The organism is Congregibacter litoralis KT71, assembly GCF_000153125.2.
Classification (GTDB): domain Bacteria; phylum Pseudomonadota; class Gammaproteobacteria; order Pseudomonadales; family Halieaceae; genus Congregibacter; species Congregibacter litoralis.
The window spans coordinates 3,716,682-3,740,863 of record NZ_CM002299.1; the positions used below are offsets into that span (position 1 = coordinate 3,716,682).

A 24,182-nucleotide genomic window follows, 5' to 3' on the forward strand; every position below is an offset into this window, starting at 1 on the left:
GTTCTAATCAAAAGGAATTTACATGAGCTTCATCTTAGTTCGATTGGGAAAGGACAGCGTCGACGACATAGAAAAAATCGACTCAACATCTATCGCACCATTCACCCCATTCTCCATCGAATTTACCTGCAAGCAGGTGGAAAAATCTATTCCGCCTGACTCATACGCACTCATCTACCTAGGCTCTGACAACAGCAAAGGCATTGCTACATCATGGGAACAAGGGCTTCGTGCCCTAGGGAAGATCACGTCATTAGATTTAGGAGAAACTTTCAACTCCGAGAGCAAGTTGAGCATCGAAATCATCTCCGTATTTGACAAGAGCTATGGCAAAGTGGATTTTCTCGACTCCCAGCCTGCTCTATACAGCCACTTCTCCGAATACCCCGTTATCGGTGTCACCTCATATCGAAACAACGCCGTTCAGAAAGTAAACGAGAGCCGACGAGAAAACACCTCCGCCTTGCTCACTGCACTAAACTTACTTTTTCCCGAGTTTTCCGATCACATAGGTAGCTATGCGCCTGAATTACTTACAAAACTATCGTTCGTACCAACCAACAAAAGTGGATCAGCTGATGATGGGCAGGGTAGCCCTGGGATAGGATTACAGGCCATGGCCGGAAGTAACATAATATTTTATGGGGCTCCGGGCACAGGGAAGAGTTATACAATTGACCAATCGGTGATAGCAGAGTTTGCGTTCAAGACGGTTTTTCACGCTGAGACAATGAACGCAGATTTTTTAGGATCAGTAAAACCAACAATGGGAGAGGATAGTAGTGGGAGTCAACTGCTGACCTATGAATATATGCCTGGGGCATTTCTGCGTGCACTAACTAGTGCAATCGAAAACCCCGAAAATCACTATTGGCTGGTTATTGAAGAACTTAACAGAGCACCTGCAGCTGCTGTTTTTGGAGAAATATTCCAACTACTCGATAGGCGTTTAGATGGCCGCAGCACGTACGAAATCGACTTTCCAGATGCGCTTTGTGAAAAGTATGTGAACTCCCGACTGAGCACTTCAATTGATCGGCTTTATATCCCCTCAAACCTTAGTTTATACGCCTCCATGAATAGCAGCGACCAGGGAGTGCTACCTCTCGACACAGCGTTTAAACGCAGGTGGATTTTTCACTATATACCGTTAGATTTCGATCAAGGCTGCACCGAGTGTGACTTAGAGATAGTCTTCGAGGATAACGTTTTAAAAGTCGTGCCATGGCGTCGTCTAGCCGAAGCAATAAACGTCTTGCTATCCGATATTGATATTCCTGAAGATAGGCATCTGGGCCCGTATTTTATTTCTGTCAATGACTTGAAGGAAACTGAACGACTGCTCACAGGAAAGCTATTTATGTATTTGTGGGACGATGTCTTGCGCCATGGGCTACGTAACACACTATTCCACCCCAGTGTTAAAACCTACGGCCATCTCGTTACACAATGGGGAGACAGGAAGCGGATTTTCAGCGATGCACTCTTACTGCAGCTGAGGCAATCACTTCCTTCAATGGAAAATGAATTAGACAATGCCAACTGAGCGAGTAAGTCTCTGCAGTGAGCGGAGTAAAGACTCAACTGCCTCACTATGAATTTCGTAATGCTCCAAGACAGGGATAGCCTTTCTCAACTAGACCCGAAAATTGCCGCATTTTTTCTTGATTCAGACCTTTCTGACAATGGGCGAATAACGTTTTGCGGCGTTGCGACATTTGATGATTTAGTGCTCGTGGTTGCTCCGACAAACTCACTAAAGTCAGTTAAACAGTTAGAGCTTTCGACTTGCGATACTGCGCTTCTGCTTATTCGCACACTGAACACGTACACTACTCAGTCAGAAAACGCTATTAAAGAGGGAGACGATTTCGACGTAAGAAGCCAAGGGCTCGGCATTCTTTCTAGTATTTTGTGGCTTTTAAAGGACTACTCCCACAATGGCCTGTACACCAAGCCCGCGAAGACTCGTGAAATAAACAAAGGAAGGGTCAATTGGCATAGAACAATTGCCAAGGGTTCAGCCTTAAAGGGCATGGGTGGTGTTCCCGTATATCTGAGCTTGCATTCGGACAGATTAAGAATTGGCAGTGAGTCGGTCATTTCTCAAATACACGCCGAAATTGTACGTGAGATAGATATTTCCTTCGGGTGGTTAATCACTGGAAAAGAATCAACTCGGATAGCACGAGAGTTGGATTTCGCAACTTATTCTGCTATGCCTCATGATCTAAAAATTTATCAATTAAAAAGAGAGCTTGGACAAACTTATGGGGATCGCGACACAGCACTGATAAGAGCTATGATAAGTTTTCTCGAATCTAGATTTAATGGCGTAGCCGGAGAGTACCTGATTGGGGTGAGTTTCTTTCATTCAATATGGGAAAAGATGCTACGTGCAATTTTGCCAGGCGTAATTGATGTAAATAAAATCTTGCCTAAACCGTCAGTGTACTTAGAAGATGGCAAATCCTTGATTTATACAAAAGGGATGCTCACTGACATCGTAAGCAAACGAGAAGGCAAAGTTTCAGTAATTGATGCAAAATATTACCGGGCTACAGGAGCCGAAAGCGTCCCTGGATGGCCCGATATTGTGAAGCAAGTCTATTATGCAAACGCACTCAAGCTTTTATTCCCCAGAGACAAGGTGTTCAGTTGGTTTGCCTTTCCCGGTTTAACAAAAAAAAAGATCGACGAAGGCCCTGTAAGGCAGATTCGAATTACCAATCCCTCAACAGGGCAGCATCTGGATGAAGCTTTTCCTCCCATTGGTTGCGGCTACTTTTGCCCAATAGAAGTCATGAGGTTTTACGTATCATCTCAGGAGCTTAGTTTCGACAGTATAAGCACAATATTCGAAGAACTCGTAGAACCCGATTCAGAGGTGGCTAACTAAAAACTGAACACGCTCCGGCCTCCGGGTGTTAACCAACATCGACTTATGTCCTCTTTGTTTTTCGCAACAGGCAACCATGCACTCGAAGTCTGTAAAACGCACTTGCGTTACGGTGACGGGTACGCTTGTCCACTTCCCCGAATCTGAGACATCGTTAATTGGAGTTTTTTGTGACAATGAGCACAAGAGGCTGATCTGTGCCCTTTCGGGGTGAATGTTTCCCTCGAAGAGGTAGATAACGTAAATTATCTTTCGCACTTTTGAAGAGGGGCGGTGATCCCCCGAGTTGATAAGATTGAGTTGCGATGCTTAATCCGACAACAAAGGAAGATCACCACCATGAGCAACAATAGCGAGACAAAGGACTTGGGTAAAGTCGTTCAGATCAATGATGCCAGGATACAGGATCACCTCGGTGAGCTTGTTCGAGGCACCGTTGAGGAGACGCTGAACGCGATGCTGGACGCAGAGGCAGACGCCATGTGCGGAGCGCAGCGTTATGAGCGCAGCCCCGACCGGGTCGATACCCGCGCTGGTCACTACGAGCGCACCTTCCACAGCAAAGCCGGCGAAGTGAAGCTGAAGATGCCGAAGCTGCGCAAGCAGACCTTCGAGACGGCGATCATTGAGCGCTACAAGCGGCGAGAGACTTCTATCGAGGAAGCCCTGATGGAGATGTACCTGGCTGGCGTCTCGGTCCGCCGGGTCGAGGATATCACCGAAGCCCTATGGGGCACCCGCGTCAGCTCCGGCACGGTCAGCAAGCTGAACAAAAAGGTCTACAAACATATTGAGACCTGGCGGAATCGGCCGATTCAGGGTGAATATCCGTACGTCTACCTGGACGGGATCGTATTGAAGCGCAGCTGGGCGGGCGAGGTGCGCAACGTATCTGTACTGGTCGGTATTGGTGTTGACCAGGATGGCTACCGCCATATTCTCGGCGTTCAGGAAGGTCACAAGGAGGATAAATCGGGCTGGGGAAGCTTTCTTGAACACCTGAAGTCCCGCGGCCTGAAGGGAGTGCGTATGATCATCTCCGATGCCTGCATGGGGCTCAGTGAATCAGCCGCAGAGTACTTCCCGGAAGCAGACTGGCAACGCTGCACCGTTCACTTCTATCGAAACGTCTTCAGCCATGTGCCACGGGCGAAGATGCCGCAGGTGTCAGCCATGCTCAAAGCCATTCATGCTCAGGAGAGTCGAGAGGCCGCGCAGGACAAGGCGGTGAAGGTTGTGGAATCACTCAGAGCCATGCGGCTCCAGAAAGCCGCTGACTTGGTGGAGCGCTGTATTGACGAGACGCTGGGCTTCTACAGCTACCCTCAGACTCACTGGCTAAAAATCCGCACCAATAACCCGCTGGAGCGCATCATGCGGGAGATACGGCGCCGCACGCGCGTCGTGGGTGCATTCCCTGACGGAGAGTCAGCAGTGATGCTGGTCGGCGCTAGGCTGCGGCACATCGCCAGCACCAAATGGGGAACCCGCAAGTACATGTCGATGGACTGGTTGCGGCAGCAAGATATGGAAACTCAGCAGTCAGCTTGAGGGGCACCGTCCCAAAGAAAAGTGCGAAAAAATATTTACACTACCAAGAGGTAGGTATTCAAAGGGGTATTTACCGCCAAGAATATGGGGCGGCTCGCCGCACAGCGGTGAGACGTCCCAGCTTCCCGAAATGGCAGCGACATGATTCGCTTGTTATGTGTTTCTTCATGCGCGGAAATCTGCTCTTTTAAGTTTTCCATCTTGAAAGTGCCGTAGTACTGACGGCCTATCAATCGCAGAGGGACCTTCTGAACGAACCTCATCAATTGCGAAATTGAGATACTCAAACATCGCTTGTGCGGGAGTCTTTCTGGACACCAATGCTTCATCAAAGCACTGCTGAGCACTATCGCTGAACCTAGCAGCCATTCCTAAGACTGCAACTTTTCCTTGGAGAACTTCTTCCTTCTGCGCAAATGCCTCGTACACGCCTTCCTCATTCAACTCGTGCTTGTTTTTATAAGCGAAAAGCTTGTGCTCGTGCGAGCTAGGACAGTGATAGCCGATCGCTAATTCCGTGTACATTTGACGAAACGAATCTTCATCAAGTTTGTATTTTCTTGCGGATTTTAGGGCGACATTTATTGAGTGCTCGATGGCTTCATCAATTACTACACCTTCCACCACATTAGTAAGGTCATTGTCGGTAAACATACCCTCATCCCAGGCATCTGTTCCCGGGCGAATTTTCAAAGGGTTTTCCGCACAATGACGTACGACGCAATAGCCTTCCTTTTTTCCATCCCTAGGTTGAAAGTGCGTTATCTGCAGATTGCCCAAATGCTCAGTAATTAGGTTAACCACATGCTGAGCCGTGAGGGTGCTACCAGCAATGGCGACGAAGCACTCGGATTGATAGTGGATTGACTGATAGTTATGAAAATGTTGTCCAATAAAGTATGGCATCCATACTCTAATTGGAATGGCGTAAACCTTCTTGAAGCCACCAAGCAAGGTTTTCCCATTTGAATCGGTAATTGCGCTATCTGAAGCGATGAAAAGACCTTTTGGTTCGAGCGGAGGATCTTTCTCGCCCCAGGCAAATCCTCTCTCAAAGTTATGGCCAGTGATGATTAACGTCATGTTTCTTAGGTAGTTCGATATTCACACGTAACGCTGCCGTAACGGACCGGAGAACCGCGCACCGGTTTGAAGGTCCGAGCGATGCGAGGCAACGCGGCAGTTAAAAACCTTGTTAGGCTTCCAGCAAGTCGACAACATCTTTATAAAACGCCGCTGCTACCGTTAGAGAGCCAAGCTTTATGCTGAATGTTTGCGCGGGTTCTCTTTTGTACAGCTTCTTTAGCTGAGCCCTGTCGTTTTCTAAGAAACGGTTAGTCCCACCGCCATGTACAATTGAGTTTCTGCGTGAATACAACCAATCGGCATAACCGGAGATAGAGTATGGAATTTTTACCGCGTTTTGGGGCGTTACTTTTGCCTTGATTTTTCCATCTGGCGGATTAACTCTCTGCACCCCGACACAGTTGACTTCAGGCTGAAACACTAAGAACAAGGCCGTCAACTTGCGCGAGTGGCGGTTTCGAAGAAGTGTATTTCTTAGCCCACTTTTCAATTTTTCGTCGAGCGCTTCCTGAAGATTGTCGCCCTGGATTAAAATTTTAACCAGATCGGACTCCGTTACCACGCCAGACATATCGGATAGTGAAGACTCAAAGAACCCCTTCTCTCTACAATTGTCTAAAATGAGCGAATCTACCATCGTATCGAAACGGTCGACCATGTTCGTATAGATGAGCTTCTGAATATGTATTCGATTTCGTTCGTCAAGATTCGCCAAATCCAAGATTGCTGGCTCAATCTCACGCGCGAGATACCTACGAAACTCATCTATGGAATTTATCTGCATGATTGAGCGCCTGTCTCAGGCGAATTAGTATGTTGTTTATACTATCAGATAGTCGGACCTTGCTGCCTTCATCGACCAGCACTACTCAGGGACAGCACCAAGGACATTACTTACCTGCTGTTTTACCTGCTCACCACCTTGGCCAAGCTGATGGGACCCGACGGTAGCCGAATTGTCATAGCCGAGAATCCGCTGATGAAGCAGCAGCTGAAACTCCACAATAGGTCGAGACAACGGGCACCAAATCCTTCAACACAAGATCGCGGCCTGCTCGGATTTTTGTCTCTACTTTTGAATTCCAGACGCATCGGTAAATCAGCGATCATTATTAAGCACTCCACCCTAATTTTCGGGCCTGACCGACTGACTTAAAGTGCCTCATGCCCCGCTCCCGTACTCTTGTTGCCTCATACCCGTAAAGCGAGGCAGGCTCTGTGATTGTTCGGCACGATTATTCTCATACTGCTTGGTGCTGTGAATCGCCTCTAGGATCAGTTCGCGATGGGTATTTCCATAGCTTCGTAGCTGGTCGGTCGCGCTTGGCCGGAAGACACACATCAACCACCTCACCGCTCTGATCCACGGCCCGCTAGGGATAATGCCGCTTGCCATTGATTTTTACTGACACCTCATCAATGTAAAAAGTATCGCCACAGCCGCCTTGCTTGCGCCTCCGGCGGCGGGCACGAATGGCTCCGAACTTGATGCAGAGCCTGCCCTAAGAGCTTAGCTAGTGCTTTGGGCACCACAACCGGATCGCTTCGCGGCTGACTATAATGCCCCGCTCACCCAAAAGATCTTCAATATCCCAGTGAGTCAAGTTGAAGCGATAGTACAGCTAAACCGCGTAGCGGATGATGTCAGACGGGAATAGGAGGCGTTTGTAGGTGTTCATCGGCCCATTCGACAAATCTGGGCAAGTAAACTTAGCGGTATCTCTGGGACGTTTGCATCTCTGATTGATCCAACTGAAAAGCCAGAATTCGCGGCTGACCATATAGCTCGAGCCAGCTTGGCTGGTTGAGATTGCAGTTCAACTAGCGGGTCGATTTCTGATGATACTGCATACCTTCACCATCAAAATCGCCACTGACAATGGAAACACCCACTAATGCGCACATCGACTGCACAACGCTCTTGGATGTCGATACCAACAACCGTTTGCTCAGCCCCAGAGCTAACCACGTGGCCCAGCAGGAACATTCGGGACTTAGGGTTTTGACACGCTTGTGTAGCCGACGAAGGTCGCGCACGTAGTACGCGACCACATAAACCCCGAACATGATCATCCAAAAGTTGAACTCGCTCATGCCCCTACTCCCCGTCCATACCATCAAGAAGGTCATCAAGGAGGTCATCCAGGTTGCCGACTTGGTGATGCGGAACATGCCTGCAAAGATGCTTTTGGACTGCCAGAAACAGTCCATAGTCGCTAGGCGGCTCCAAGCGTGCCCCTAACTCGTAAAGGTACTGATCAATCCAGAGCGCCGCTGCACTCTGGTTGTCACGCGCATTCGGGGCACCGAATGCACACACCAATCCCCTCTCGAACGGGGGGATATGAAAACATCGGCAGACCCAGGTCGCTAACCGGTTCACCTCACGGTTAAAGTGCGATTCCGCTCCCGTTCGGTCGATAGTCGCACCTCTCTCCCGTCGCTGGGCGACCGCCAACCACTCTCGGGCATCTTCAAGCGCTGCGTTCGCGGCCTCTAGATCTTCAGCGGCTTCGCATGTGCGGCTGACCAACCCGCGTGGGTAATTACCGTTACATGAAGACGGATCAACGTAATCGTTCATTGTGAAACTCCTTCGTCAGATGAGTCATCAGACTGGGTGTGGGTATGAGCAGCCCAGAGCGCGGCGAAGGCCGAGCCATCCTGGCGAGTCAGGTTGGGTATCCACCGCGCGTAGCGCTTGTGGGTGATGGCTGAGTCGCTATGACCGAGGATCTGAGCGACCCAAAGCGGGTTTTCGCCGGCGGCGAGCCACAGCGTGGCGGCGGTATGGCGCGTTTGATACGGCGGACGCTTTGGGATCTTTAGTAGCGCCAGCAGTGGGTACCAGACGCGCTTGCAAACGTTATTGATAGACAATGGCTCACCCGAGCCGGTGCAGAACACCAGGTCGAGCTTGCCGGTGCGCTTGTGTTGTGCCTTTAGCGCTGCGTAGACCTCGTCGGACATGGGGATGTCACGAGCAGACTCCTCGGTCTTCGTGTCGGTCATGGCGCCAGCGACATAGCTTTCGCGCACCAGAATCATGCGCTGCTTAAAATCGATGTACTTCCACTTCAGGCCGTGGATTTCGCCGGTACGCATGCCGGTAAAGAAGCGGACGGTCATGTACGCATGAAAGTCCTCTCGAACTCCATCAAGAACCGCTTTCACCTCATCCAACGTGAACGGCTCCACCTTGGTTCTGGGGACCTTGAGCAGCTTGATACCCTGATAAGGATTGTCGAAGCCAAAGCGCTCCGAGGCCTCTCGCATTATCTGGCGAAGTGGCACCATGACCGTGTTGATTCGGGCAGCTGACAGGCCCACCGAGCCGTCCTTGCGAGGAATACGGGCCAGCTGATTACGAAAGGCGAGGATGTCTTCCTTGCTAATCGCACTCATAGGAACCGATCCAAACGCGGGTATCACGTGCTTGCTGAGTGAGTGCTCAAGCGTATTGATGTAGGAAGGCTTCCACCCGATACGGTTCTCTTCCATCCACTGGTCGGCAAAGGCCTTGAAGGTCGGCGTTTTGGCCGAGCGCTGCTCGATCTGCTTGTCGTGATCCGCAAACCGGGCGGCATTAGGCGACTCGGGGAAGTACGCCGCGTAGTCGAAGGTACCCAGCACGATCTCGCTTTCGACGCGCTGCAGGATGTCTTTCATCCGTTTGCGGTTTGCGGGCTTGTCTTCAAGGTGCGTGTACTCGCGACAGCGAACACCGCGATACCTGAAGTCGAAGAAGAGTTTGTTGCCTCTGGCGTTGACTGAACCCATGACCGACCTCCTATTGAATGCCGGCCATGAGCTGGCCTACGTGACTGGGGCGCTGCATGTCCTCTTCGATGCGTTCCCAGAGGTACAGGATCTTCCGCCCACCAAAGGGCCGGATGTAGTGCACTCCCTCCAGGAGTACGGAGTCCTTCAGCTGGTTTCGAATGGTTCGCGCGTCGTACTTAATGCGCGATGAGAGTTCCTCAGTCGTGAGGTAGGTCGTTGCTGCGTCCATAGGTCCATCTCCAAAATTCGGCCTATCCGAGCACTGTGCTGCGAATTTCCTGCCGATGAGATGAACCTACCGGTGATACAGAATCCTGCTTGACGGAGGGAAACGGGGGTAAATCCGAAGGGTTCCCGAGCGTTATTTGGAGCAAAAGCTATATTTTTCACCCACTACATATCGCCGCGCGCAACCGAAGGTTGTGCGCGGCGCGCCGACCTATGCAGTCAAGCAGGCACACAATCGATGGGAGCGCGGCGAAGCGGGAAACGCGACGATGGTCTCAATGTGGTCTCAAACTAGAAGAAGCTGGCTGAGCACAGCAGCATCGATGTTGGGATCAATTTTTGGGTCGCGGTCTCAATGTGGTCTCAGATCAATGGCCCCAAAAGCGCTGACTACAGCACAACAAATGCTGGGGTCATTTGAAGGTTTATGAAGTCGACACGCGATGACTACAGCACGAAAAATGCTGAGGTCATTTGCGGACTCAAAATCTCAACAAGCGGTGACTACAGCACGGAAAATGCTGGGGTCATTTCCAGGCTCAAAATCTCAACAAGCGGTGACTACAGCAGGCAAAATGCTGGGGTCATTTCCAGGTCCAAAATCTCAACAAGCGATGACTTCAGCACGAAAAATGCTGGGGTCGTTCGCGGGGGGATGGTCTCAGCAATCGATGACTACAGCACAACCCAATGTTGGGGTCACTTTTTCAAAGTGGTCTCAATATGGTCTCAATTTGGTCTCAAACGCAAAATTTGAGATTTGACCGCCGAAAGGAGCGTGCTAAGATACTGAAAATTAAGAAGAAAATTGGTAGCTACGGGTGGACTTGAACCACCGACCCCAGCATTATGAATGCTGTGCTCTAACCAGCTGAGCTACGTAGCCACGGCGTTGTACAGACCCCCATTGCGGGGGACGCGAATTCTGTACATTTGGCTCCCGCAAGTCAACCTCCCAAGCTATCAATTTATGCCGTTTGCGGGGCGCTCGGGCTCATGGGGGCCGCCCGTTCCGAAGCCACTATCGGCAGCTCCGCAGAACGATTAGCTTTAGCTGAGCCGCCGACACCTCGTCCATGCATTGCAGTTGTTCAGCTTTTACCGCGCCAAGCTTTAGTAAGGTGATGATCAGCGACTCGCTGAGCGAACAGCGAACTGCTCCATCGATGTTGCGCTCCATTTCTACAGGAGACTGCGCCGGAACACCGTTCAGCGCGTCCATGGCAGCCCCAGAATCCCTGCGACTTGTTTTCGACGGCTTTTTGTTTCCGACAGCTTAATAAACATCTTCCCTCCCTTTAGGGCCTACACGCTGAGCGCCTCGCGTTTGTGCGTCAGCGCAGCCGCTTCCTTCCAATTTAATGATAACGATTCTTATTTGCAACAATAACTTTACGCCGCTGATGCCCCAAAGCTCAAGCTTTTGAGAGTTCGGCGACTGGAGTAACGTATGATCGGCACGTAGCGCTATGACGACACCCTATCGATCGATGCTTGCACCAACGCCTATTAATCTCTCGAGCCGTGATCATCAGGACATGATTCATATCGTGGGACTGTATAAGTGCGGCACGTCATGGCTCCTGCATATGCTGGCGGCGCACCCCCAGGTCGTGGGCTGGCGGGAGTTTGATGTGCTGCGCGCTACCTACGCCAGGGATTCATCACTCCTCGCCCTCCCCCGAACTGCCCTGGACTACCTGAACCCCCGTGTCGAGGACAGCGGGTGGATGCATCGCCAGGAAGCGTTCTCCCTCCGCAAGGCGGATGCGATTTTTCGCGAGATGTTTCTCGGGCGAGGCTGGGTGCCGGTCATGGGACTAAAGAAACAGCAGCGCGCGAGCGCGCTCACCCCCCGGAACCTTGACGCCATGCTGGAAGAGCTCCTGGCAATAGGTGACTACCGCGTGCGACCTGCCTCGGCTCCTCCTATTGATCCAAGATCCTGTACCAACAGACTCGGCGTGCAAAGTTTTCGCCGCGACGATTTGCTCACGCTTATGGAAGCGGTGAGGGACACGCCCGAGCCGCTGCAGATTCCCAAACTGTTTTTTGAGAGCTTACGTTCCCAGGTCGTTCCCGGAAGCCGCATCGCCACCAAGGCAGCGGATCAGCTGCTACAACTCTCCGCATTAAAAGCTGCCTCACCGGGCAGCCGGGTCATTGCCATCGTTCGCGACGGCCGTGATGCCACTGTTTCAGCAAAGCACTTTGAGGCACTGATGCGGAAGCGCGAGGCGCCCTGGCGCACCCATCATGCGAGCTTCGCCCGCCGCATTCTCGGATGGTCCCTACGCGCAGCCAAGTTGGCAGAACATGCCCGGCGTGGTGACATAACCGTGCTGCGTTATGAGGATCTGCACAGCAATTTCGCAGAAACCTCTCGCGCCCTTTTTCTGGATCTGGGCCTTGATGGAAGCGTCGAGGTCATTGATCGCGTTGAGAGCACGACAAACTTCAGCGCTGTTACCGACGGCAGGCAACCCGGCGAAGCATCGGAACATCAGATACGCCAAGGCCGCGTCGGTGAATGGGAGGCAGCGCTAACGACCTCTCAAAAACGCCTCGCCTGGCGCCTGGCGGGCAAAAGCCTCGAGGCTTTTGGATACACCCCCAGCGGACAGGTGGAGCCGTCGCCCCTGGTCCTTGGTAACGCTTCCGATTTAAGCGTGATCTGACAAACAGGGGTCGCCAAGGGTGGATTACGCGCGCCTCTGATGTTCGCCAGCGCGGCCCGAATTGCCATTCTGTACTGCCCACGCAGCGCAGGCAGATCCTATGGAATACCCACTTGAGACAAGCGATGAGGCGCGATCCGAGCCGTCGTCCCCCAAGGCACCCTTCCCAACGAGAAAAGCTCAAAAAGGAGCAGCGTCCCGGGGTTGGAGGCTATGCCTGGTGACTCTGCTGTTCATTTGTAGCCCCCTACGGGCGAACCCCATACTCACGGAGATCTATTACAACGGGCCTACCCCGGGCAGCGACCCCGATGAGTTCATCGAGCTGAGCAACCCGACGGATGGAGCCCTGGATCTGACGGGGTGGCGTTTCACCGACGGCATTTCCTACGTTTTCCGCGAAGGGCAAATGCTCGCAGCCCGAGCCTCTCTGGTACTCGCAAAAGACCCAGCAGGCTTTGGCGCAGCCTTCACGGGATTTACGGACAGCGTCCTGGATTTTTCCGGCGCTCTGTCCAACGGCGGCGAGACCATCGCTCTGGCGGATGCCCGGGGGATGGAAGTCTGGGCAATTAGCTACGATGACCATGATCCCTGGCCGTCGACGGCAGACGGACTCGGGGACTCCCTGCAGCTTTTGCCTATGGCCCTGGATATGAGCGTCATCAGCAACTGGCGCGCCCAGACACCCACGCCGGGGCAGTGGTTTGAGTCGATAACAGACCCCACCCGTGTACCCATCCCCTCCAGCCTTGCACTGCTGAGTCTCGGCTTACTGGCTCTCAATATCCGCAGGAAAAATCCCCAATTTGTGAGCCTTCGCAAAAAACAACGACTGGGAGACTGAAAAGCAGAAGGAATGTGATCTTCGCCCTTCCCTGGCATTGGCATAGGCCCCAGAATTGGCGGCATCAACGCGGAGTCGCCATTGACTCCCCGCGTGTCGCCTCTTTTGTAAAGGACCGCTGTCCATGTCCGACTTTTTTATTGCCCGACAACCTATTTTTGATCAGAGCCTCAAGCTATTTGCCTACGAACTGCTTTTTCGCAGCGCCGACACGGGAGCCGCACCCCAGGACCTCGACGATGATCTTGCCACTGCGCAGGTGCTTAACATCAGTGAGGAAGTCGGACTTCCAGAGTTGGTGGGTGAGCGCCCTGCGTTTATCAATCTTCCACGCCGGTTTTTATCCGAACCCGAGTTACTACCCTTTGCACCGGACAACGTGGTCCTCGAGGTGCTGGAACATGTCGAGATAGACGATGCGGTGATCGAGGGCATGAAGGTGCTTGGCGAGCGGGGCTACACCCTTGCCCTGGACGATTTTGTCTACGACGCGCGCTTCGACGCGGCTCTTAAACACGTTTCTATCGTAAAGCTGGAGATTCCCGAGATAGCACCGGAGAACTGGGGCGCCGAAATCAGTCGGCTAAAGGATCTGGGGGTGAAGGTCCTAGCCGAAAAAGTGGAAACCAATGAAGAGTTCGAGACGCTAAAAAGCCTGGGCTGTGATTACTTTCAGGGGTACTTCTTCGCCAAACCCAAGGTCGTCACGGGCAAGCGTTTGGCGGCGAACAAGCTTGCTGTCATGCAGCTGATGTCCCAGATCAACAACCCCGAAACCGAAATCGAAGATCTCAGCGAATTAGTCAGCCGGGATGTTGCGATTTCTGTCCGCGCTATGAACTACGCCAACTCCCCTGCCGCAGGTTTGAGCCGACAGATCGACTCCATCCGCGAAGCGGTGATCTATATCGGTCGGGAGACGATCCGGCGGTGGGTAACCCTGCTGATCATGGCAAGGCTGGATGACAAGCCCGGCGAATTGATCACCATGACCCTGATACGCGGCCGCTTTCTGGAGCTGATGGCAGAAGAAGCAAACCAGGAGGGCACGGATTCTTTTTTTACCGTGGGGCTGTTCTCGGTGCTTGATGCACTTATGGACGCTCCCCTCGAGGAAGTACTCCAGACTCTTTCATTGACCGAAGATCTCATGGAAGCGCTGTGTCAGCACCAGGGTGTCAGGGGCGAGTGCCTGCAGTTGGCAAAAGCCTTGGAGCAAGGAGAGTTATCCGGTTTCGAGCCGTTTCAGATACCGGCGCCCCGGGTGGCGGAACTCCATCAAGCCGCCACTCAGTGGGCCGACGAGACACTGTCGGGAATGGCGAACGCCTAGGGTTATAAGGTGCCCCAAAATGCGGTAAGTGCTGCTAAACTTAGCCGCGATTTTGAGGGCACCAACAATAATCCACAGGAACGGAAACGATGAGTAACCCCGCATTTGAGTTTGTACGCCAGTTGGGCATCGAGCTGGCCGCAGGCGAATTTGACCTGCCGCCATTTCCCGATACCGCCATGCGCGTCCAGCGCTGTGTATCAGACCCGGACTCAGACATTAACTCCTTGGGGATTATTATTGCCGGCGAACCGGCACTGGCAGCAAGACTGATGCGCATGGCGAACTCCGCGATGATGCGTCGGGGCCCCATGGAAGTCACAGACATCAACACTGCCATCTCCCGCGTGGGTATGGATATGGTGCAAAACGCCGCCGTGTCCTTTGCCGCCAGAGAAGCCTTCAACTTCCCCGCTGGCAGTCCCTTTATTGACGACCTCAACAAGCTTCGCCAGCACAGCGTCAAAGTGGCATCCTTGAGTTATGTTCTGGGCAAACAAAGCAAGTTTGCGGGAAAACCTGACGAGGCCATGCTTGCGGGACTGTTGCATGCAGTGGGCAAGTTCTACATCCTCACAAAAGCTGCAGACCATCCAGAGTTGTTCTCCGATCGCGAGGCCATCGACACTTTGATCGGCCAGTGGCACACCGGTGTAGCCCGGGCCATTGTGGAGTCCTGGAATTTTCCCGAGTCCATCGCCATCGGTGTCGATGAGCAGGAGCTTAAGGAGCGGGACCGCATATCATCAGCGGATGTCAGCGACGTTCTGTTCATCGCCAATATTCTCGCTCGTGCCGGAGTAAAGGTTGCTGGCGAACTGAGCGACCTTGATGCGCTGGCGAGGCTCCGTATGAACAGCGAGCAATTGGCCAAGGTGCTGGAAGAGAACGAAGAAGAAATCCAGTCAATGGTGGAGGCGCTCACTGGCTAGCAGCACCTCGCGCCCCTCACGGTAAAAACACAAACCGTGAGTTACCTTGAGTGCATCAGAATCAGCGCGGTTTCGACGACAGAGCCGTCCGCAAAAACTTGTCCGATTCAATAACAATAAAGCTCGGCAGGAAGCACAGCAAAATCACGGGCCACCAGTCCATGGGAAATGGCGCGGTCCTAAACAAAGCAGCTGCCTCCGGGACCAGAGTTGGTATGAGGCGGATGAGCACGCTGAGCATAATTCCCCCGAGTAGCCAGCGATTTCCGAAGGGGTTGAAAGTAAACGCCGAGCGACGCACGGAACGCGCACTGACAAGATATCCAAAGTGCGCCAGAAGAATGCCCCAGAACGCGGCAGTTTGTGCCTGCGTCAGGAGCAAAGCATCAATGATTTCACCCTGGGCGTTCACCGCCGCACTGCCGAAGTAGTAGTAGACCAGAAAACCCGGCAGAGCAATTGCCAGCCCAAGGGCCAGGACTCTTTGAAGAAACAAGGTGTCGATAATATGGGTATCGGCGGCCCGCGGAGGCGCAAGTAACAGGCCTCGCTCCTTTGCCTCAAGCATCAGGGGCATGGTGAGAAGTACCGAGTCCAGTAAGTTTACCCAAAGAATCTGCACGGGCTCGAGTACAAAGCGCGCCGAAAACAGAGGCACCAGGGAAGCCAGGGAAACTGCTCCCAGGATCAGCAGGGCCTGTGCAGCGTTTGTCGGTAAGGTATACAGGATCGCTTTTTGCAGATTGTTCCAGGCATGGCGCCCCTCTTCTACCGCGGCGACGATGGTTGCGAAGTTGTCGTCCTCCAACACCATGTCAGCCGCTTCCTTGGCGACTTCAGTGCCCCCCACGCCCATGGCGATACCGATATCCGCTGCCTTCAAGGCCGGCGCATCATTCACACCGTCGCCGGTCATGGCGACCACATGGCCGTTTGCCTTTAGCGCTTCTGCAATGGCTTTTTTGTGCTCCGGAGCAACTCGTGCATATACCGAAACTTTTTCAACGGTTTCCCGCAGGGCATCTTCGCTAAGGACGGATAACTCAACACCCGTAAGAACGTGCGCCCCGTCAATACCCAACTGGTGCGCAACCGCTTGTGCAGTCCCCGGGTGGTCGCCGGTGATCATCACGGTCCGTATTCCCGCCTGTCGACAGGCGGCGACCGCCTCAATGGCCGACTGTTTGGGTGGATCAATCATGCCCTGCAAGCCCGCAAAGCAAAGCCCTTCGAGGTCCTCTATGCGCAAGTCCGGCTTATCGGGGGCTACGACCTTAAAAGCAAAACCCAGGGTCCGCAACGCATCGCTGGCAAAGGCTGTCGCCGTTTGGCTGACACGGGCTTCTCGCAAGGGTGCGGCATCGCCCCTTTCATCGATTTCCTGATCACACATCCCCAGAACAACCTCGGGTGCACCCTTTACATAGATGCAGCGCTGCCCGTCGCGGTCGACCAGCACCGCCATAAACTTGGTCGACGAATCAAAGGGCATTTCCTCGATACGTCTTACACCCGCGGTAATCAGACCAGCACGAACCCCCGCGACACGCAGGGCAACCTCCGTGGGATCACCGATAGCATCGCCCCCGTGAACCCGGGCATCGTTGCAGTCATATCCCACTTCCAAAACCCGCTGCAAGGCCAAATGATCAGGAACACTGACGGGGCCGTCGAGGCTAAAGGTGCCTTCCAGGGTTTTGCTGCCACCACTGACGGTAAAGATCTGCCCCCCCGCATACACCCGGGTTACTGTCATGCGGTTTTCCGTGAGGGTCCCTGTTTTGTCAGAGCAGATTACCGACGTTGCCCCCAGCGTCTCCGCTGCCGGCAGCCGGCGTATCAGTGCCTTACGGCGCGCCATCACCACACCGGACAACGCGAGGACAGAAGTCACCAGTGCGGGCAGCATTTCAGGGATGGCGGCAACCACTAGAGACACGGCTCCCAGAAAGCTGTAACTGATCGCATAGCCCAGGTAAATGCCCAGGATAAAATTGAAGGCACCCACAGCGAGGATCGCAAAAATCAGGCTCCGGACGAACTCCTGCAGTTTGCGCTGCAGGGGAGTGGCCTCATTTCCAGCGCTCTTGACCATATCGGCTATCTGGCCAAAAGCCGTAGCGCCTCCGGTAGCAAACACGGCGGCCCGGCCCGTACCCTGACTCACGTAGGTCCCGGAAAAACCGATATTGCGCTGGTCCCCGGGGACCAGTGATTCCCCACTCAGCGCAGCTGTGATCTTTTCTACGGGAACGGATTCCCCCGTAAGCGAGGACTCATCGACATGAAGGTTACTGACATCGATGAATCGCAAATCCGCCGGAATCTTATCCCCCGCCTCCAACACAACGATGTCGCCGGGCACCAACAGTCGGGAGGGTAGTCGTTGACGCTCTCCATCCCGGAGCACCAGACACTCCGGCACCATCATATTGCGAAGTGCGTCGAGAGCACCCTCGGCCTTGCCCTCCTGCACAAAGCCCAACACCGCGTTCAGAACCACCACGGAAACAATGACAATGGTATCGGGGAGCATATGACTGCCAAGAGCGGTCAACACCCCCGTTACAGCCGCCGTAAGCAACAGGATGATGACCATGGGGTCATTGAACTGACGGAGAAAACGCAGCCACGCAGGCGTCTTCCTGAACGCTATTTCATTGGGGCCATACTTCTCCAGGCGTCTGTCCGCCTGAGCCTGCGTCAGGCCCTCCGCCGCCGTTTCAAGACCATCAAGCACATCCTCTTCGGACAGTGCATAGGCACGTATCGGTGACTCGGACTGAATCATAGAGACTCGCGCAACATCGCCCGCCGGAGATAAGCGATCTGCGTACTCAGGGGGAGATTTTTGGGGCAGACATCCTCGCAGCCCAAAAGACTCATACAGGCAAAAACGCCGTCATCATTCCCAATGAGTTCGTAAAACGCGGCGTCTTCCCGGTCATCCCTGGGATCCAGGCGATAACGTGCCAGCTTGTTCAGACCCACCGCGGTGACAAAGTCCTCGTGCATTTGCGCCGTACCGCAGGCAGCTACGCAACACCCGCACTCGATACAGCGCTCCAGTTCGTAGATCTCTTCCGCAAGGGAGGGCTCCATAGGCGCCTCGATCTCGCAAATATCCCTCTCGGTCGACGCCCCGGTAATCCAGGTCTCCAAGCGCTCGCTCATGCCGCGCATCCATCGACCCGTGTCCACCGACAGATCGCCGATAAGCGCAAAACCGGGAAGGGGCGCAAGACGCGTGGGACTTGGCAGCTCCGCCAGCAGCGTGCAGCAGGCCAGCCCGGGGCGCCCATTGATCAGCATGGCGCAGGACCCGCAGATACCGGCACGGCACACAAAATCAAACTGGAGCGACGGATCCTGTTGCTCACGTATTTCTGACAAGGCAATAAAGAGCGTCATACCTTCCGTCAACTCCACAAAATAGCTCTGCCAGTGCGGCTGATCCGCGGAATCTCCCGGATTGCAGCGGAGAACCTCAAGGGTAAAGAGAGCCTTTCCAGGGGCATGGCCATGGTCGCTGGCCAAAACATCGCCAGCCTGCGCTGCGATCATGAGTCTTCCTCCGTGCCGATTCTCTTGTTCAATCCCTGATAGCGCGGAGGAAGCGCGCTGCGAAACGGCATCAATGCCTCCTGTCGGTCCTCCGCCGAACTAAAACGTTCAGCGACAGCGGTTACTTCTTCGCGTCGAGCCGCGGTATCGGGGTGCGGAATGAAATCCTCTGCACCGTAGCCGCGCCACCCCGGGGGCAGCTCCATGGTCGCTACATCAATGCTTTCATAGTCGAGTACCACGCCTCCATCGCCGTCTGACCACGTCGCCAGGGTGCGGTTGAGCCACTCACGATCATTCCGTCGTGGGTAGTCTTCCCGATAATGAGCACCGCGACTTTCAGTGCGAGCCAACGCCCCCCGGGCAACGCAGAGGGCAAGCTTCAACATGCGGGGCAGTCGGTACGCCGCAACCAGCTCAGGGTTTGCCCCGGGACGACTGCTTGCTAATCGGCAGGAACGGCTTCTCTGGAGCAAGCTCTCGAGTTCTCTGACCGCCTCCTCAAGGGTTTCTTCATGCCGGAAAATACCCACATTATTTGTCATCAGGTTTTGCATTTCAGACATGAGCAACAGCGGGTTCGCCGAGTCGCTCCCCGAAACCAGAGACCTGAGGCTGTGGGCTTCGGCGGCGATGGCATCCTGCGCGAGACGGGGGGATACCCGCAGTTCCCCTTCATTGCTCTCACAGAAGTCAGCCAGGTATTCGCCCACGAGCATGCCCGCAACGACGGTTTCCGCCACAGAGTTCCCACCAAGACGATTGAAACCGTGGAGATCCCAGCAGGCCGCCTCCCCCGCCGCGAACAGCCCCTTTAATCCGTAAGCCCCACCGCGATAATCGGTGCGAATTCCTCCCATGGAGTAGTGCTGCGCGGGGCGCACGGGAATCAGCGTCTCCGCTGGATCGATACCCAGAAAGTGCTGGCATATTTCTTTGACTTCCCGGAGTCGGGAATTGATATGTGATGCACCCAGCAGTCGAATGTCCAGCCACAGGTGCTCTCCAAAGCGACTCCGGGCAGCATGGCCGGCGCGGATATGCTCCTCCATACGTCGGGACACCACATCCCGCGATGCGAGCTCCATCTTCTCGGGCTCGTAGTCCGGCATAAAGCGATGCCCGGCGCCATCCAGCAGCAATCCACCATCGCCACGGCAGCCCTCGGTGACAAGAATGCCCGCGGGAAAAATCCCCGTGGGATGAAATTGCACCGCCTCCATGTTGCCAAGAACGGCACGGCCGCTCTCCAGGGCAATCGCAGCGCCCATACCCTCGTTAATGATGGCATTGGTAGACACACGGTAGAGACGCCCGAAGCCCCCGGTTGCGATACAGGTTGCGCGCGCGACGTAAGCAAGCAAACCACCGGATTTCAGATCCCGAGCCACCACACCGCAGCAGCGTTCCCCGTCACAGATCAGTGCCATCGCCTCCATGCGTTCGTGCACCGGAATGGACTCGGCCACCGCTCGATCAGACATGGTGTACAACATGGAATGGCCCGTGCCATCAGAGACATAGCTGGCTCGCCAGTGCGCAGTGCCGCCGAAGTTTCGAGCTGTGATAAGACCGTGGGCCCTGTCGGATTCGGTGATGGTGATTCGCTTGCCATTGACCACCACTTCATGGTCGCCGCGCTCTACACGGTTCCAGGGCACGCCCCAGGCCGCGAGTTCTCGAATAGCCTTAGGCGCTGTCTCCGCGAACATGCGCACCACCAGCTGGTCGGCACCCCAATCGCTGCCCCGTACTGTATCCGCAAAGTGCACGCTCTCGTTATCACCGCGTCCCTTACAGCTGTTCCCAAGGCTGGCCTGCATACCTCCCTGGGCGGCCGCTGAGTGAGAGCGTTTTGGCGGGACCAGGCTCAGAGTCAGCACCTCCAGTCCCCGACGCTTTGCCGCGATGGCTACGCGCAGGCCTGCGAGACCACCGCCTACAACCAGGGTGTCGGTGTAGATCACCTCCATCAGTGCCGCACCTCCATACCGGGAGGACTGTAGCGGAGCCCTGCCCGCACGGACTCTTCCTGCCCAATGCGCAGATACGCTTGCTGAGTCGCCAGTCCCAGCAACAAAAAGAAGGCGATCAATGCATAAACCGCGCGACGGAGCCGACGCCGCTTATGTACCGTGTCGCCCCAGCCAAACCAACCCCACTTGATGATCAAACGATACAGGCCAACGCCGGCATGCACCTCTACGGACAGGAGCAGCACCAATCCCAGCACCCACCCGCCGTCGGCTATGCGCGCCGCGGACGCATGCGGCCCGATGTCTGCCGGATGGATAAACAGTTCAAGTAGATGGGCTGTGGCAAAGAACATCAGCACCAGGCCGGTAACCACCTGAAGAAGCCACAGACTGGTTTCTTCGTGACGCATACCGCGCATGTGGATGATCCATGCCCGCCATTGCCGATACCCCGCCGGAATTTTGCGAAGGGCAAGCAGCGTATGCGTGACAAACAAGGTAAAAATCGCCAGAGCGACAAGACTCACCAGCCAGGGCTGGGGAGTGGCAAAGAAAAGAGCCCCCTCAAAAAACCGGGTCACTGCATACATGGCGGGTTTGCCCAGCAAGATGCTGGATACCGCGAAGAGATGCGCCCACATGAAGATGACCAGCAGGAGACCTGTAAGGCCCTGAAGCAAATCCAACCACGCTGGCCAGCGCTTATCGGAAGGTACTAGCAAATAAAACCCGCGCCTGAGTCCCTGGGACTTCTGTACTTTATGTATCACAAAGTATGCGGGTAGCACCCTGAAGAAATATTGACCTGACGCAAGGAAACGCCTGCCGGGCCCTTAAAATGCCTCGTCGATACCCAGACGCGAAAGATTCACCGTCGCTGCATCGAAATTTGCCTGCGCAACGCGGGTTCGCTGATAGGCATTATAAAAACGCACACGGGCATCCGCGGCGGTTTCTTCTCGAATATTGACGAGAAAGAAATCACTGGCGCCCTGCTCGAAGCGACGCACCTCTGCCTGCCTCATGGTCTCGGACAGCTCCACGTCCTGTTTTGCCAACTCCATGAGTTCCCGCGCCGTATCGAGCTCCAAAAGGATATTGCGCAGCTCAATCTCCACCTGATCCTCGAGGCGACGCTGCTCCTGCCGCAAGGATTCCAGCTCGGCCCGGGCCTGGGTGATCTTACCTTTGGCCTGGCGACGCTCCAGGGGCACCGTGAAGGTAAAACCGACAATGGCGTCCGTGCCATCCCGGGATGCACCACCTTCACCGATGGATCCAAAACCCTCAGCAATCTCGAGATTTAAATCGAGGCGGGGCTTCAATTCATTTTCTGACAGCGCGATTTTCTGCAACGCCCGCTCGGCGCCCGTTTGCAGAATACGCAGCTCGGGCCGCTGCTCCAGCAGCGCGGGCACATTCAGGGAGGCCTCCGTCGGTACCGGAGGCAAAACACCAAACTGCGTTTCCGCCGGTAAGCGCTGTACATCGGGGGTCAGGGGCTCTCCGGTTTCATCGCGGAGATAAAAAGCCAGCTGATTAGCCGCCACCTCAAAGTCCCTGCGGGCCGCGGTCATGAGCGTCTGCCGCCTGGTAATATTCTGCCGGTTCTCGGTAATAAAAATCGCCGCCCTGCGACCGCTGCTCACTTCACGCTCCAGACCGGTTTCCCGCTCCAGGGCTATACGCAGCAGATTATCATATACCGCGAGCTCCTGGCCCGCAGCGACCCAGCGCCAATAGGCTGCCAGAGCGCGCTGCTGAACACCCACCTTGGTGAGCAACACATCGAGCTCGGCCTGCTGCAACGCGAGCTCCGCATCGATCTGACCAAAGCGTCGCGCATCAATATCCCGATCGCGGAACACGCTGAACAACACGCCGAGCTTTGCCGTACCGCCATTATTGGTGAAATACTGATCCTCATAAATGGGGAAGTCACCATTGGACAGGGAATACTCACCGTACAGCTTTGCACCGAGGGGACGCAGGGGTTTGATGACCTTGCCTCCCACCGCCGTGCCGTCATAAAAACCATCCACGCGATCAAAACCGTCGGCGCCAAACACGAGATCAAAGGCACCCAGAGATTCCGTCACCCGGCCGACCGCCGCCTGACGCTGGGCCAGGGCTTTGAGAATAGAAGGAAAGTGCTCCTCTGACGCCGCAAGGACCTCCTCGGGGAGCAGGGGCATCTGCGCCAAGGGCACATCCGCACGCAGGGACGACGCACCCAAAAGTCCGATAAACACTATGGCGCGAAGCATCACTGGCCTGACGTCACCATGGGGTCGCCCTGACCGGGAAAGTTCGGCGGGAAGTTGTTCAGCTGACGCCAGATCTCGTAACCGACGGACACTTCCTCCAAGAGAACCCAACCGCGAGCCTTGGAGCCAAAGCGCACAAAGCGCCGGTCCGGCCACGCCACGCCCGTGTCCTCGTCCTCCTCCACGAGGATACGAAAACGACCGTTGGCCTGCGCCGTGGGATCAATGGCAATCACGTGTCCGCTGAAGGTACCCACCGCCACGGAGGGCCAACCACTGATTTGAATAACGGGCCAACCCTCAAACTGAATGCGCACCCTGGCGCCTTCCCTTACCAGGGCAATGTCCCGACCATCGATAAACATCTCGATCGCCCGCTCGGCGTTATCGGGCACAAAAGTCGCCACTACCTGTCCAGCACTGATAAAGGTGGCCGCATCGCCGGCGTTTACGCGCAGGATCGTGCCGTCCCGCGGCGCGCGAACAATCTGTACCGATTGCCGTGAAAGATTGACGTCCACGCGACTGAGCTCGGCCCCCGCCTGGGCCACATCGGCACGCAGCTGCTCTACGCGAATACGTGCCTGTTCAAACTCCCGGCGCGCCGAGAGTCCTTCGTCAAACAGTTTTTCCATGCGGCGCTTATCGATCTGGGCGATTTCCAGGGCCGTTTCCGCAGCGGTCAGCTTGGCCAGCACCTGCCCCCGCTCCGCTTGCAAGCGCTCCAGCAGTTGGGGGTCGTTATCGACGATGCGAACGATGGGATCCCCTACTTTGACCCGGGACCCGTCGCGCACGTACCACTCCTGAATCCGGCCCGGCACCAGGGCGTTGATTTCCTGCATGCGATCATTGGGATTCAATGCCGTGACATTACCGGGGCCGCTGGCCGTCTGCACCCAGGGCACAAAAGTCAGAAACAGACCCACCACGACGAAGAAGAACAGCAGCCCAATGCCCACGGCACGCGCAACGCGGGGAACGCCTATGCCGTTAAGCGTCGTGAATTTCTCGTTGTGATAATCGAACAAAGGCACG

20 protein-coding genes, 1 tRNA gene and 1 pseudogene are annotated in these 24,182 nt (G+C 54.9%); 7 read left to right on the forward strand and 15 right to left on the reverse strand.

Annotated features, from left to right (window positions below):
* Window positions 1-22 precede the first annotated feature (22 nt).
* The 3 genes from KT71_RS19860 (at window position 23) to KT71_RS16880 (ending at window position 4,450) form a co-directional block, all read left to right on the forward strand.
* Window positions 23-1,546 carry an AAA family ATPase gene (locus tag KT71_RS19860; RefSeq protein ID WP_008294132.1) on the forward strand — a complete coding sequence of 508 codons (1,524 nt, stop codon included), beginning with the start codon at window positions 23-25 and terminating at the stop codon, window positions 1,544-1,546.
* Between the two features lie 60 nt (window positions 1,547-1,606).
* Window positions 1,607-2,899 (forward strand): LlaJI family restriction endonuclease, encoded by a 1,293-nt coding sequence (locus tag KT71_RS16875; protein WP_008294131.1) that lies wholly within the window; start codon window positions 1,607-1,609, stop codon window positions 2,897-2,899.
* 339 nt (window positions 2,900-3,238) lie between these two features.
* Window positions 3,239-4,450 (forward strand): IS256 family transposase, encoded by a 1,212-nt coding sequence (locus KT71_RS16880; protein WP_008294130.1) that lies wholly within the window; start codon window positions 3,239-3,241, stop codon window positions 4,448-4,450.
* Window positions 4,451-4,615: 165 nt separating this feature from the next.
* On the opposite strand, the gene KT71_RS16885 is transcribed toward KT71_RS16880, so the two are convergent.
* The 9 genes and pseudogenes from KT71_RS16885 to KT71_RS16925 form a co-directional block, all read right to left on the reverse strand.
* Window positions 4,616-5,533, reverse strand: coding sequence for a hypothetical protein (locus tag KT71_RS16885; protein ID WP_008294129.1), 918 nt, complete (start codon window positions 5,531-5,533; stop codon window positions 4,616-4,618).
* A gap of 112 nt (window positions 5,534-5,645) precedes the next feature.
* On the reverse strand, window positions 5,646-6,320 hold the full coding sequence (locus tag KT71_RS16890) for a hypothetical protein (RefSeq protein ID WP_008294128.1): 675 nt from the start codon (window positions 6,318-6,320) through the stop codon (window positions 5,646-5,648).
* A gap of 81 nt (window positions 6,321-6,401) precedes the next feature.
* Window positions 6,402-6,554: a hypothetical protein gene (locus KT71_RS20720; RefSeq protein WP_154662957.1), complete on the reverse strand. Its 153-nt coding sequence runs from the start codon at window positions 6,552-6,554 to the stop codon at window positions 6,402-6,404.
* Window positions 6,555-6,666: 112 nt separating this feature from the next.
* Window positions 6,667-7,158, reverse strand: a pseudogene (locus KT71_RS21495) (DDE-type integrase/transposase/recombinase); the annotation flags it as partial.
* Between the two features lie 199 nt (window positions 7,159-7,357).
* Window positions 7,358-7,630 (reverse strand): hypothetical protein, encoded by a 273-nt coding sequence (locus tag KT71_RS16895; protein WP_023660267.1) that lies wholly within the window; start codon window positions 7,628-7,630, stop codon window positions 7,358-7,360.
* Between the two features lie 486 nt (window positions 7,631-8,116).
* On the reverse strand, window positions 8,117-9,316 hold the full coding sequence (locus tag KT71_RS16905) for a site-specific integrase (RefSeq protein WP_008294125.1): 1,200 nt from the start codon (window positions 9,314-9,316) through the stop codon (window positions 8,117-8,119).
* A 10-nt stretch (window positions 9,317-9,326) separates the two neighbouring features.
* On the reverse strand, window positions 9,327-9,548 hold the full coding sequence (locus tag KT71_RS16910) for a hypothetical protein (RefSeq protein ID WP_008294124.1): 222 nt from the start codon (window positions 9,546-9,548) through the stop codon (window positions 9,327-9,329).
* A gap of 808 nt (window positions 9,549-10,356) precedes the next feature.
* Window positions 10,357-10,433 (reverse strand) — tRNA-Met (locus tag KT71_RS16920).
* A 135-nt stretch (window positions 10,434-10,568) separates the two neighbouring features.
* Entirely contained in the window at window positions 10,569-10,769 is a 201-nt protein-coding gene (locus KT71_RS16925) for a hypothetical protein (protein WP_008294123.1), read from the reverse strand.
* A 247-nt stretch (window positions 10,770-11,016) separates the two neighbouring features.
* Between KT71_RS16925 and KT71_RS16930 the strand changes: the two genes are divergently transcribed.
* The 4 genes from KT71_RS16930 (at window position 11,017) to KT71_RS16945 (ending at window position 15,337) form a co-directional block, all read left to right on the forward strand.
* Window positions 11,017-12,225 carry a sulfotransferase gene (locus KT71_RS16930; protein WP_008294122.1) on the forward strand — a complete coding sequence of 403 codons (1,209 nt, stop codon included), beginning with the start codon at window positions 11,017-11,019 and terminating at the stop codon, window positions 12,223-12,225.
* Between the two features lie 220 nt (window positions 12,226-12,445).
* Window positions 12,446-13,072, forward strand: a complete 627-nt coding sequence (locus KT71_RS16935; protein WP_008294121.1) for a lamin tail domain-containing protein — start codon at window positions 12,446-12,448, stop codon at window positions 13,070-13,072.
* A 124-nt stretch (window positions 13,073-13,196) separates the two neighbouring features.
* The gene (locus KT71_RS16940) at window positions 13,197-14,405 is read left to right on the forward strand and encodes an EAL and HDOD domain-containing protein (RefSeq protein WP_008294120.1); all 1,209 of its coding nucleotides are present in this window, start codon (window positions 13,197-13,199) and stop codon (window positions 14,403-14,405) included.
* A gap of 89 nt (window positions 14,406-14,494) precedes the next feature.
* Entirely contained in the window at window positions 14,495-15,337 is an 843-nt protein-coding gene (locus KT71_RS16945) for an HDOD domain-containing protein (protein ID WP_008294119.1), read from the forward strand.
* Window positions 15,338-15,398: 61 nt separating this feature from the next.
* On the opposite strand, the gene KT71_RS21255 is transcribed toward KT71_RS16945, so the two are convergent.
* The 6 genes from KT71_RS21255 to KT71_RS16975 all read right to left on the reverse strand — a co-directional run bounded on the left by KT71_RS21255 (window position 15,399) and on the right by KT71_RS16975 (window position 24,181).
* Window positions 15,399-18,128 carry a cation-translocating P-type ATPase gene (locus KT71_RS21255; protein ID WP_008294118.1) on the reverse strand — a complete coding sequence of 910 codons (2,730 nt, stop codon included), beginning with the start codon at window positions 18,126-18,128 and terminating at the stop codon, window positions 15,399-15,401.
* Window positions 18,125-18,901 (reverse strand): fumarate reductase iron-sulfur subunit, encoded by a 777-nt coding sequence (locus tag KT71_RS16955; RefSeq protein ID WP_008294117.1) that lies wholly within the window; start codon window positions 18,899-18,901, stop codon window positions 18,125-18,127. The genes KT71_RS21255 and KT71_RS16955 overlap by 4 nt, the downstream gene beginning before the upstream one ends.
* The gene (locus tag KT71_RS16960; RefSeq protein WP_008294116.1) at window positions 18,898-20,874 is read right to left on the reverse strand and encodes a fumarate reductase flavoprotein subunit; all 1,977 of its coding nucleotides are present in this window, start codon (window positions 20,872-20,874) and stop codon (window positions 18,898-18,900) included. The genes KT71_RS16955 and KT71_RS16960 overlap by 4 nt, the downstream gene beginning before the upstream one ends.
* Entirely contained in the window at window positions 20,874-21,599 is a 726-nt protein-coding gene (locus tag KT71_RS16965; protein WP_040362464.1) for a fumarate reductase cytochrome b subunit, read from the reverse strand. The genes KT71_RS16960 and KT71_RS16965 overlap by 1 nt, the downstream gene beginning before the upstream one ends.
* Before the next feature lie 111 nt (window positions 21,600-21,710).
* Window positions 21,711-23,144, reverse strand: a complete 1,434-nt coding sequence (locus KT71_RS16970; protein ID WP_008294114.1) for a TolC family protein — start codon at window positions 23,142-23,144, stop codon at window positions 21,711-21,713.
* Window positions 23,144-24,181 carry an HlyD family secretion protein gene (locus KT71_RS16975; RefSeq protein ID WP_023660271.1) on the reverse strand — a complete coding sequence of 346 codons (1,038 nt, stop codon included), beginning with the start codon at window positions 24,179-24,181 and terminating at the stop codon, window positions 23,144-23,146. Before KT71_RS16975 ends, KT71_RS16970 begins: the two co-directional genes overlap by 1 nt.
* Between the last annotated feature and the right edge of the window lies 1 nt (window position 24,182).